This window comes from Umezawaea endophytica, from assembly GCF_025061645.1.
GTDB lineage: Bacteria > Actinomycetota > Actinomycetes > Mycobacteriales > Pseudonocardiaceae > Umezawaea > Umezawaea endophytica.
Genome location: NZ_JANYMP010000019.1, coordinates 41156 through 52195, shown reverse-complemented (window position 1 = coordinate 52195; position 11040 = coordinate 41156). Strand labels below are relative to the sequence as shown.

Sequence of the window (11040 nt, the reverse complement as noted above, 5' to 3'; positions counted from 1 at the left end):
GGGGGGCGGGGGGGGGGGGGCCACGCGCGGGCCGGGTCAGCCCATGTGCCACACCTCGGTGGCGTCCGCCCACAACTGCCCCTCCTCGGCTTCTGGCACGGGCACCTGGCACGGGTCGGTGAGGGTCCACCACTCCTGGGTGGTCGGGTCGGCGGCGATGAGGGCCATGTCCGCCTCGTAGTCGTCGCCGACGTACTCGTAGTACGAGATCAGCCGGTCGCCGAGCAGGAAGATCGAGTAGTTCGTGATGCCGCTCGCGGTGAGCCTGGCCTCGACGTCGGGCCACACGACCTCGTGCAGGCGCAGGTACTCCGCGCGCTTCTCGGGGAGCAGTCCGACGACTCGGATGTGCCGTTGAGGGGTGGAAGCCGACATCGCTGCTCCTCTGTCCGTGGGCGTCGCCGCGAGACTACAGACGTCCGATGTGTCGGCGCTCCCCGTGCTCCCGCGTAGGGTCGGGTCCGAGTCGGGGACCACCAACCTGGGAGTGATGGATGAAGCTGCTGGTCACGGGCGGCGCCGGGTACATCGGCAGCGCCACGGTCGTGGCGCTGGTGGCGGCCGGGCACGAGGTCGAGGTGCTGGACGACCTGTCGACCGGGTTCGTGGACAACGTGCCCGAGGGGGCCGTGCTGCACGAGCTGCCGCTCAGTGCGGCGGCGCAGGTGGTCGACTCGACGTTCGACGCGGTGCTGCACTTCGCGGCCAAGATCTCCGTCGGCGAGTCGGTGCGCAAGCCCGACCTGTACTTCGACGTGAACGTGCGCGGCACCATGACGCTGCTGGACTCCATGCGCGCCAACGACGTCAAGCGGCTGATCTTCTCCTCCACCGGCTCGATGTACGCCGACGCGGGCCTGGAGCCGTTGGCCGAGGACTCGCCGATCGACCCGCAGAACCCCTACGCGGCGAGCAAGTCCATTGTGGACACCATGCTGCCGTGGGAGTGCCAGGCCCACGGTCTCGGCGCGGTGAGCCTGCGGTACTTCAACGCGGCGGGCGCCAGCGGGCACCTCGGCGAGCGGCACACGCCGGAGACGCACCTGATCCCGATGGTGCTGGACGTGGCGGCGGGCAAGCGGGCCGAGTTCCTGCTGTTCGGCGACGACTACCCGACGCCGGACGGCACGTCCGTGCGCGACTACATCCACATCGAGGACCTGGCTTCGGCGCACGTGCTCGCGCTGGAGGCGGCCGAGCCCGGCAAGCACAAGGTCTACAACCTGGGCAACGGCCGGGGTTTCTCGATCCGCGAGGTCGTCGACGCGGTGCGCGAGGTGACCGGCCACCCCGTTCCGACGCGCGTCGCGCCCCGCCGCGAGGGCGACCCGGTCGCGAGCGTCGCGTCCGCCGAGAAGGCCCGCACCGAACTGGGCTGGCGGCAGGCGAAGCCGGAGTTGAGGGACATCATCGCGGACGCCTGGGCGTTCCACCGCTCCCGCACGTGACGGGGAGCCCCGCGCAGGGGCTCCCCTCAGCGCGTCACGCGGGCAGGACGGCCTCGATGGCCTTGACGACCCGCTCGTCGTCGGGCTGCGTCGGCGTGCGGAACCGCGCCACGACCTCACCCTCCGGGCTGACCAGGAACTTCTCGAAGTTCCAGCCGATGTCGCCCGCGTTGCCGTCGGCGTCGGCGGTCTTCGTCAGCTCGGCGTAGACGGGGTGCCGGTTCTCGCCGTTCACCTCGATCTTCTCGAACAGCGGGAACGTCACGCCGTACGTCGTGGAGCAGAACGTCGCGATCTCCTCCGAGGTGCCCGGCTCCTGGCCCATGAACTGGTTGCACGGGAAGCCGACCACCGAGAAACCCTGGTCGCCGTACTGCTTCTGGAGCTGCTCCAGCGCCGTGTACTGCGGGGTCGCGCCGCACTTGGACGCCACGTTCACGACGAGGACGGCCTTCCCGCGCAGTGACTCCAACGTGGTCGGCTCGCCGGAGATCGTGTTGACCGGGATGTCGTAGATGCTCAAGTCTTCGCCCTTTCGAATGGACAAGCCCCTTCGCAGCCTACGGCTCCGGGGCGGACGGCGAACTGCGTCATGCGCCACGTGGGCGGAAGATCGTCACCACCACCCGCAACCCCAGCAGGACGCTGACGACCAGCAGGTTGTACCCGAACAGGTGGTGCAGCTCGATGCCCGGCACCACCTGCGGGCCGCCGGTGCCGCCGAGCAGCAGCACGGCCATGACCCCGGCGGTCGCGCCCAGCCCGGTGAGCATCACCTGGTGTAGCAGGCCCGTCACGAACCGGCGGTCGCGGTCGTCGGCGAACAGCCGGACGTTCACGCCGAGCCGCCCCTGCTCCAACGCGCTGGTGATGCGGTCCACCCGCCGCGGCAGGCGGCGCAGCATCGGCAGCACGGAGTGCAGTTCCTCGACGACCGCGCGCCGCATCGACTCCGGCGTGAGGTGCTCGTCGATCTGCGCGGCGGCGAAGGCGCGCGACTCGACCACGATGTTGAAGCCGGGGGCGATGGTGCCGAGCGTGCCCTCCAGCGTCGCGAGCGCGCGGAACACCGCCGCGACCTCCGGCGGGATGCTCAGGTCGTACCGGTAGACGAGCCGGAACAGGTCGCCGAACATCTCGACGTCCGGCCGCATCCCGGCGCTCAGGTGGCGGGCCATGAACTGGCCGAGCGCTCGCTCCAACTGCTGGGCGTCTATCTCGTCCGGTCTGGTCACGAGTTCCAGCAGCGCGTCGCACAGCCCGGCCGGGTCGCCGCGGTCGATGGCCAGCAGCAGCCGCCGCAGCGCCGACCGGAGCTGGGCGTCGATCCGGCCGACCGAGCCGAAGTCCAGCAGTCCGAGACGGCCGTCGGCCAGCAGCATGATGTTGCCCGGATGGGGGTCGGCGTGGAACACCCCGTCCAGCATCACCTGGCGCAGCAGGTACGACAGCAGCGTCGTGGCGAGCGCCCCGCGGTCGGCGCCCCGCTCGTCCAGCACCGGTCCGGCGGCGCGCATCGGCACCCCGGACAGCCGCTGCATCACCAGGACCCTCGCGGTGCAGAGGTCCTCGTGCACCGCGGGCAGGCCGACGTCCTGCCCGACGGACGCGGCGGCGACCGTCGCCAGGTTCCGCGCCTCGACCCGGAAGTCCAGTTCTTCGCGCAGCGCGACGGAAAACCCGGTCGCCAGGTCGAGCACGCCCATCGCCCGACCCCACCGGGTGCGCTCCTGCAACGTCCTCGCCAGCCGCGCCACGATGTCCAGGTCGCCTTCGGCGACCTTCCGCACCCCCGGCCGCTGCACCTTCACCACGACCTCCTCGCCGGTCTTCAACAGCGCGAGGTGCACCTGGGCGATCGACGCCGCCGCCATCGGCCGCTCGTCGAACTCCGCGAACACGGCTTCCGGCGCCTGCCCCAGTTCCTCGACCAGCACCGCCCGCACCTGGTCCCACGGTGCGGCGGGCACGTTGTCCTGCAACAGGGTCAGCTCGTCGATGAAGTCGGGCGGCAGCAGGTCCGGCCGCGTCGACAGGACCTGCCCGAGCTTCACGAACGTCACGCCGCCGTCCTCCAGCGCGAGCCGCACCGACCGCGCCAGTGCGGTGTCCGTCCGCTCCCGCCCGCGCAGGTACGGCCCGAGCCCGTGCCGCACCGCGATGGCCGTGATCCGCGAGTACCGCCGCGTCCGGGCGATCCGCCCGCGCACCGCCCGGAACCAGTCCACCGGCGGCGGGATCGACCCGGTCGGCACGACCACCTCGGCCAGCGCCAGCATGCCGATCAGGAGCAGCAGCGTCACGCCGAACAGGACGGTCGCGAGCGCCGAGCTCGCGCCCTGGTCGTCCGCCAGCGAGCTGAACAGGCTGCCGGTGGACGACATCGCCAGCAGCGTCGCGATCGTCGTCCGGACGAGCCCGACCCGCATGCCGAGGATGCGCCGGGCCGCGAGCGCCATCCCCAGCACCAGGGCCAGGAACGTCACGGGCACGCCGACGGCGTAGAGCAGGAAGTCCTCCACTGTTCCCCCCAACGGAACTCAGGTCGCCCCGACCCTAGCCGGCACGACCTGAGACCGCCTGGAACCGGTCAGAACTGGAAGACCGCCCCGGTGTCGACGCGCATGGCGCACGCGTTCGGGTAGACGTGGTCGAAGTTCCGCTCCTGACCGCGCCAGCTCCCCGCGGCGGTGACGTGCACCGGCCGGTAGTCGAAGGTGCACAGCGAGTCCGCGTCCTGGACCGCCTGCACGTCGCCGTCCGACCACAGCAGGTCGTCGCACGCCGCCCGCGCGTTCGGGTGGGACCCGCCGGGCGGCTCGCAGTGCAGGGTCGCCGACCGCACGCCCGCGTCGGCGGTCGAGGTGGTCAGCACGATCGTGGACGAGGGGACGAGTTCCGATCCGGCCGGGGGAGCGATGTCGGCGACCGGCAGGAAGGGGATCACCGCGGCGAAGGCCGCGAGGAGGGGGAGTGGTGCCATGCGACCACAGTGGCGCGGCGGGCGCCTGCACCACGACCCAACCGGGCGGTAACACCGGATCGGGTGGTTTCGGTGACCGTTGACCACTCCGGACCAGTTCCGCGTTCGTCCCACGGGCGGTGTGCAGAACATGATCGACTCGGCACCCTGGGGTGATGGCGACTTCCGGGGTGCGTCGGGTGGCACTGGCTTCCAGCGCGGGCAACGCGGTGGAGCTCTACGACTTCCTGCTCTACGGCACGGCGTCCGCGCTGGTGTTCGACAAGCTGTTCTTCCCGTCGTTCGACCCGCGGATCGGCACGCTGCTCTCGCTGGCCACGTTCGGGGCGGGATTCCTGGCGCGGCCGCTCGGCGGGGTGGTGATCGGGCACTTCGGCGACCGGATCGGTCGGCGGACGATGCTGGTGCTGACGCTGACCGTGACGGGGGTGTGCACGGCGCTCATCGGGCTGCTGCCCACGTACTCGTCGATCGGCATCCTGGCGCCGGTGCTGCTGATCCTGCTCCGGGTGGTGCAGGGGTTCTTCCTGGGCGGCGAGCAGGGCGGGGCGACGCTGATGACGGTCGAGCACGCGCCGCCGGGCCGGTCCGGGTGGTACGGGAGCTGGACGTTCCTCGGGTCGCCGCTGGGGCTGCTGCTGGCGAGCGGGGCGATGTCGCTGGCCGTGGCGGCGTCCGGACCGGACTTCCTGGTGTGGGGGTGGCGGATCCCGTTCCTGTTCAGCCTGCTGCTGGTCGGGGTCGGGTTGTACGTGCGGCTGTCGGTGCAGGAGAGCCCGGTGTTCGAGCGGGCCCGCGCCGAGGAGGGCACGGTGAAGCTGCCGGTGGCGGTGGTGCTGAGGAACCACTGGCGGACGGTGCTGCTGGGGGCCGGGGTGAACTTCGGGTTCAACATGTTCATCTTCGTGCTGGCCACGTTCACCGCGTCCTACGCCACGCGGCAGCTCGGGATGTCGCGGTCGGTGATCTTGAACGCCACGCTGGTGGGGGCGTTCGCGCAGGCCGTCACGATCCTGCTGTTCGCCCGGCTGTCGGACCGGGTGGGGCGGCTGCCGGTGATGCTGGGCGGGGCCGTGTTCCTCGGGGTGTTCGCGTTCCCGCTGTTCTGGCTGGTGGACACGCGGTCGCCGGGGTTGGTGCTGGTGGCGATGGTGATCGGGTTCGCCGGGTCCGCGGCGATCTTCGGGCCGATGCCCGCCTACTACGCCGAGCTGTTCGGCCCGAAGATCCGCTACAGCGGGGTGTCGTTGAGCTACCAGTTGGGGGCGGTGCTCGGGGGAGGGCTGTCCCCGCTGGTCGCCGCCGCGCTGCTGGGGTTGACGGCCGGGCAGGAGAGCTGGCCGGTGTCGCTGTACCTGGTCGGCGGCGCGCTGGTGAGCGCCGCGTGCGTCCTGGCGATCGGGGAGACGATCAGCGGTCGAGCACGGAGTCGAGTACCCGCCGAACCGTAGCCCCCGGATCGAGGACGAGGTCCGGGCTGCGCCAGGCCACGACGCCGTCGGGGCGGACGAGGCTGGCGCCGCGGTCGCCGATGCCGTAGCGCGTCCCCAGCCGGCCGGACGGGTCGGTGAGGACGGGAACGTCCACCCCGCAGTCGTTCCAGGCCGGGTCGAGGGTGACGAGGACCCAGCCCCGGCCGAACAGGTCCACTGTGGACGTTTCGGAACCGTTGTGCCGCACGGTGACGTGCGGGGCCCGGTAGCCGGGGCGGCCGGTGGAGGTGAACGGGTCCTCCATTGCCGCGTCGTCGTCCTCCGGCAGCACGGCCGAGGAGCGGCAGGGGAAGCCGAAACCCAGTTCCAGGTAGTCGATCGGGGCCGGGACGTCGTCGTCCATCAGGTGGGGGGCGAACCGTTCGACGTAGTTGCGGTACGAGCTGTCGACGACCGCTTGGGCGTACGGGCGCCGTTCGGCCTCGTAGCTGGCGAGGAGGCCCGTTCCGGCCTCGCCCTTGAGCACCGCGGCCAGTTTCCAGGCGATGTCGTAGCCGTCCTGGACCGCCGTGTTGCCGCCGAGGCCGCCGGTCGGCGGGGTCACCTTCGCGGCGTCGCCGACGAGGAAGACGCGTCCCGACGAGAAGCGGTCGGCCATCCACGCCGCCATCTCCCAGCGGGTGACGTCGAGGATCTTCGGGGTCAGGTCGGGGACGTCGGTGGCCGTCCGGATCAGTGCCGTGCAGCGGTCCTCGTCGTAGTCGGCCAGGGACTCGCGGCTGTCGTGCTCGATGGTGAGGACGTGGCGGCGGTCGGTGGTGAGGGAGACGAAGGCGCCGGTGAAGGCCTGGTTGCGGAGGTAGAACAGCGTGGTGCGGCCGGGAGCGGTGTGGAGGGAGAGGTCGGCCTCGAAGATGATGCCGATGTGGCCGGCGAGCGGACCGTGGCCGTGCCGCTCGATGCCGAGGGATTCCCGGATCTTGCCCCTGTGGCCGTCGGCCGCGACGAGGTAGTCGGCCCTCACAGTGGTGAGGCGTCCGGTGGGGACGTCCAGGAGGCGCGCTTCGACGCCGTCCCCGTCCTGGGTGAACGAGACGAGTTCGGTGTGGAACCGGACTTCCGCGCCGAGGTCGCGGGAACGGTCGAGCAGCACCGGTTCCACGTGGTCCTGGGAGGCCATGCCGAAGGGGGCGGGGGACAGGGCGCCGAAGTCCGGGGCGTCTTCGTCGGTGGCGATGGTGCGGAAGACCTCGCCCTGGAGGCTTTCGGCGATCTTGATGGTGATCGGGCCGCCGCTGCCCGCCATGACCTCGTCCTCCACGCCCGCCCGGCGCAGGAGTTCCATGGTCCTGGGGGTCTGGCCGGTGGCCTTGGGGTGTAAGGCGGTGCCCGCGTGCTTGGAGACGGTGAGGACGTCGATGCCCTGCTGGGCCAGGAAGAGGGTGGCCGACAGGCCGCCGAGGCCTGCTCCGACCACCAGGACCTGCACATGAGTGTCTTTCATGGTGAACATCTTAGGTTGAGAGAGGTTTCTTGGGCAAGAGGTATCGGCCGTGCGGCGCCCGGCACCGTCAGTCCAGCGTGACGACCTGCTTGGTGGCGGCCGACCGCATGGCGGCCTCGATGACCTCCAGTCCGCTGACGGCGTCCACTGGCGGTACCGGTGCGGTGCCGCCGCTGATCGCCGCGACGACTCCCGCGTAGAAGGCCGGGTAGTTCCCGTTCTCGGTCGGCACGCGGGTCTCCTCGGGACCCGCCCGGAGCGACCCCCAGTTCTCCGGGGCGTCGACGCCCCAGCCCTCGCCGGGCGTCGCGCCCGACTTCAGCAGTTCCTCCTGCGGGTCCATCCCGAACTTCACGTACGCGGCCTTGTCGCCCAGCACGCGGAACCTCGGGCCGAGGTCGGCCGTCAGCGCGCCCGCCCACAGGTGGGACACGACGCCGTTCCCGTGCGTCAGCGCGAGGAACGCGTCGTCGTCCGCCCGGACGCCTGCTCGCAGGGCGCGGATCTCCGCGTACACGGACTCGGGTCGGCCGAAGAGCGCGATGGCCTGGTCGATCAGGTGGGTGCCCAGGTCGAAGACGATGCTGCCCAGGTCCGCCGGGTCGCCCGATTCCTTCCAGGAGGCCTTGGGTTCCGGGCGCCAGCGCTCGAAGCGCGATTCGAACCGGTGCACCTCGCCGAGGTCGCCGTCGGCCACCAGCCGTCGCACGGTGAGGAAGTCGCCGTCCCACCGTCTGTTGTGGAACGGGACCAGCGTCAGACCGTTGGACTCCGCCAGTTCGGTCAACGCGCGGGCTTCCGCGGAGGTGCCGGAGAACGGCTTGTCCACGACCACGTGCAGGCCGTGCTCCAACGCCGTCCTGGCGTGTTCGTGGTGGAAGCGGTTCGGGGTCGTGACGACGACCAGGTCGAAGCCGCCGTTCCACACGTCGTCCACTGAGGACAGTACTTCGACCGACGGATAACGTGAGCGCACCTCGGTTGCGCGCTCTGGGTTTCCGGTGACGACGGCGCTGAAGTCCAGGCCGGGTGTGGTGTTCAGGAACGGGGCGTGGAAGGCCGAGCCGCCCAGGCCGTACCCGATCAGTGCGGTGCGCATGGGGTTGAAGATAGGCGTCCCACCTCGTGGACGCCCTGTTGCGCGATTGGTCCACGGAGCTAACGTCGCTGTCATGAGTCTGCTCGTGACCAGGCGGCACGTCGACTACGTGCGCGTCACCAGCATGGCCTGTCCCGGCCGCGCTTGATCCACCCCGAAGCCCGCCCAGCCTCAGAGTGACAACCCAGGAGACAGCCATGTCCGCAGACGCCTCCGCCTGGTCGTTCGAGACCAAGCAGGTCCACGCCGGAGCCACGCCGGACCCGGCCACGGGCGCCCGTGCCACGCCGATCTACCAGACGACGTCGTACGTCTTCCGCGACACCGCCCACGGTGCCGCGCTGTTCAACCTGTCCGAAGCGGGCAACATCTACACGCGCATCAACAACCCGACGCAGGACGTGCTGGAGCAGCGGGTGGCGGCGCTGGAGGGCGGGATCGCCGCCGTGGCGTTCGCGTCCGGCTCGGCGGCCGTCACGGCGACCATCCTGAACCTCGCCCGGTCGGGCGACCACTTCGTGTCCAGCGCCTCGCTCTACGGCGGCACGTACAACCTGTTCCACTACACCCTGCCGAAGCTCGGCATCGAGGTCACGTTCGTGGACGACCCCGACGACCTGGAGGCGTGGCGCGCGGCGGCCCGGCCGAACACGAAGCTGTTCTTCGCCGAGACGCTGGCGAACCCCCGCGCGCACGTGCTGGACATCGCCGCGGTGGCCGGTGTCTCGCACGAGGTGGGTGTGCCGCTGGTAGTGGACAACACGGTGCCGACGCCGTACCTGGTGCGGCCGATCGAGCACGGTGCGGACATCGTCGTGCACTCGGCGACCAAGTACCTGGGCGGCCACGGCACGACGATCGCGGGTGTGGTCGTCGACGGCGGCACGTTCGACTTCGGCACGGAGCGGTTCCCGGACTTCAACGAGCCGGACCCGAGCTACAACGGCCTCCAGTACTGGCCCGCGCTGGGGCACGGCGCGTTCGCGGCGAAGCTGCGCGTGCAGTTGCTGCGCGACACGGGTGCCGCCATCGCTCCGCTGAGCAGCTTCCTCATCATCCAGGGCATCGAGACGCTCTCGCTGCGCATCGACAAGCACGTGGCGAACGCGCAAGCGCTCGCGGAGTGGCTGGAGCAGCGCGACGAGGTGGAGAAGGTGCACTACGCGGGTCTGCCGTCCAGCCCGTTCCACGAGACCGCGAAGAAGTACCTGCCCAAGGGGGCGGGCGCGATCGTGTCGTTCGAGCTGCGCGGCGGGGTGGACGCGGGTCGGGCGTTCGTGGACGGCACGGAGCTGTTCAGCCAGCTCGCGAACATCGGCGACGTCCGCAGCCTGATCGTGCACCCGGCCAGCACCACGCACAGCCAGTTGAACCCGGAGGAGCAGGTCACCACGGGTGTCACGCCTGGTCTCGTGCGGCTGTCGGTCGGGATCGAGGGCGTGGAGGACCTGAAGGCCGACCTGGAGGCGGGGTTCCGCGCGGCGAAGTCCGCTCTGTGACCACCGGTGGAGAGACCCCTCGTGCCGCCGGCGGGTGGCGCGAGGGGGACCCCGCTGGGCGTCGGCTCTGGTACTCCCACGACGGGCCGCTCGCCGGGCTGCCTGCCGTGAAGATCGCCTACGAGACCTGGGGGACGCTCAACGCGGACCGCTCCAACGCGGTCCTGGTCGAGCACGCGCTCACGGGTGACAGCCACGTCGCGGGCGTGGTCGAACCCGGCCACCCCACACCGGGCTGGTGGGACGCGCTGGTCGGGCCGGGGAGGCCGCTGGACCCGGCGCACTGGTTCATCGTCGTCCCGAACGTGCTGGGCGGCTGCCAGGGCACCACCGGCCCGCTGTCGGCCGCTCCGGACGGGAAGCCGTGGGGCAGCCGGTTCCCGCTGGTCACCGCGCGGGACCAGGTCACGGCCGAGGTGGCGCTGGCCGACGCGCTCGGCGTCGACGCGTGGGCCGCCGTGCTCGGCGGCTCGATGGGCGGGATGCGGGCGGTCGAGTGGGCCGTAGGCCACCCGGACCGGCTGAGGTCGTTGCTGCTGCTGGCGACGCCCGCCGCCTCGTCGGCCGAGCAGATCGCGCTGGCGTCCACCCAGGTCCACGCCGTCCGCGCCGATCCCGTGCTGGGCTTGGGGATCGCCCGCCGGATCGCGCACATCAGCTACCGCACCGAGGCCGAGCTGGCGGCCCGCTTCGGGCGGGATCCCCAGGGGGACGGCAGGTTCGCCGTCGAGTCCTACCTGGACCACCACGCCGACAAGCTGGTCCGCCGCTTCGACCCGGACAGCTACGTCGTCCTCACCGAGTCGATGAACAGCCACGACGTGGGCCGCGACCGGGGTGGGGTGCGGGCCGCGCTGCGCCGCGTCACCGCCCGCACGATCGTCGCGGGCGTCGACACCGACCGGCTGTTCCCGCTGGCGCAGCAGGCGGAACTCGCCGCGGGCATCACCACCGCCGACGACCTGCGCGTCGTCACGTCGGACTACGGCCACGACGCGTTCCTCATCGAGTCCGACCAGGTCGGAGCGCTCGTGAGGGAACTACTGCCGACACGGGTGCCTTCCGGCGCGTAGC

Annotated in this window: 10 protein-coding genes; 4 read left to right on the top strand and 6 right to left on the bottom strand. The window is 71.1% G+C overall.

What is annotated here, in order from left to right; all coding sequences use genetic code 11:
* Nucleotides 1-36: 36 nt before the first annotated feature.
* Nucleotides 37-375 carry an L-rhamnose mutarotase gene (locus NZH93_RS32490; RefSeq protein WP_259627086.1) on the bottom strand — a complete coding sequence of 113 codons (339 nt, stop codon included), beginning with the start codon at nt 373-375 and terminating at the stop codon, nt 37-39.
* 119 nt (nt 376-494) lie between these two features.
* On the opposite strand from NZH93_RS32490, the gene galE reads away from it, so the two are divergent.
* Nucleotides 495-1448: a UDP-glucose 4-epimerase GalE gene (galE, locus tag NZH93_RS32485; protein ID WP_259627085.1), complete on the top strand. Its 954-nt coding sequence runs from the start codon at nt 495-497 to the stop codon at nt 1446-1448.
* A 34-nt stretch (nt 1449-1482) separates the two neighbouring features.
* On the opposite strand, the gene NZH93_RS32480 is transcribed toward galE, so the two are convergent.
* From NZH93_RS32480 to NZH93_RS32470, 3 genes are all read right to left on the bottom strand, one after another.
* Nucleotides 1483-1971: a glutathione peroxidase gene (locus NZH93_RS32480; RefSeq protein ID WP_259627084.1), complete on the bottom strand. Its 489-nt coding sequence runs from the start codon at nt 1969-1971 to the stop codon at nt 1483-1485.
* A 67-nt stretch (nt 1972-2038) separates the two neighbouring features.
* On the bottom strand, nt 2039-3907 hold the full coding sequence (locus tag NZH93_RS32475; RefSeq protein WP_259627215.1) for an ABC1 kinase family protein: 1869 nt from the start codon (nt 3905-3907) through the stop codon (nt 2039-2041).
* Between the two features lie 131 nt (nt 3908-4038).
* Nucleotides 4039-4431, bottom strand: a complete 393-nt coding sequence (locus NZH93_RS32470; protein WP_259627083.1) for an SSI family serine proteinase inhibitor — start codon at nt 4429-4431, stop codon at nt 4039-4041.
* Between the two features lie 155 nt (nt 4432-4586).
* On the opposite strand from NZH93_RS32470, the gene NZH93_RS32465 reads away from it, so the two are divergent.
* Nucleotides 4587-5882, top strand: a complete 1296-nt coding sequence (locus tag NZH93_RS32465; protein WP_259627082.1) for an MFS transporter — start codon at nt 4587-4589, stop codon at nt 5880-5882.
* Here the strand turns inward: NZH93_RS32465 and rdmE are convergent.
* Nucleotides 5842-7368 (bottom strand): aklavinone 12-hydroxylase RdmE, encoded by a 1527-nt coding sequence (gene rdmE / locus NZH93_RS32460; RefSeq protein WP_259627081.1) that lies wholly within the window; start codon nt 7366-7368, stop codon nt 5842-5844. The two genes, NZH93_RS32465 and rdmE, sit on opposite strands and share 41 nt — an antisense overlap.
* A gap of 67 nt (nt 7369-7435) precedes the next feature.
* The gene (locus NZH93_RS32455) at nt 7436-8467 is read right to left on the bottom strand and encodes a Gfo/Idh/MocA family oxidoreductase (protein ID WP_259627080.1); all 1032 of its coding nucleotides are present in this window, start codon (nt 8465-8467) and stop codon (nt 7436-7438) included.
* Nucleotides 8468-8664: 197 nt separating this feature from the next.
* Between NZH93_RS32455 and NZH93_RS32450 the strand changes: the two genes are divergently transcribed.
* Both NZH93_RS32450 and metX read left to right on the top strand, forming a co-directional pair.
* The gene (locus tag NZH93_RS32450; protein WP_259627079.1) at nt 8665-9966 is read left to right on the top strand and encodes a bifunctional o-acetylhomoserine/o-acetylserine sulfhydrylase; all 1302 of its coding nucleotides are present in this window, start codon (nt 8665-8667) and stop codon (nt 9964-9966) included.
* Nucleotides 9963-11039, top strand: a complete 1077-nt coding sequence (gene metX / locus NZH93_RS32445) for a homoserine O-acetyltransferase MetX (RefSeq protein WP_259627078.1) — start codon at nt 9963-9965, stop codon at nt 11037-11039. The genes NZH93_RS32450 and metX overlap by 4 nt, the downstream gene beginning before the upstream one ends.
* Nucleotide 11040: the final 1 nt, after the last annotated feature.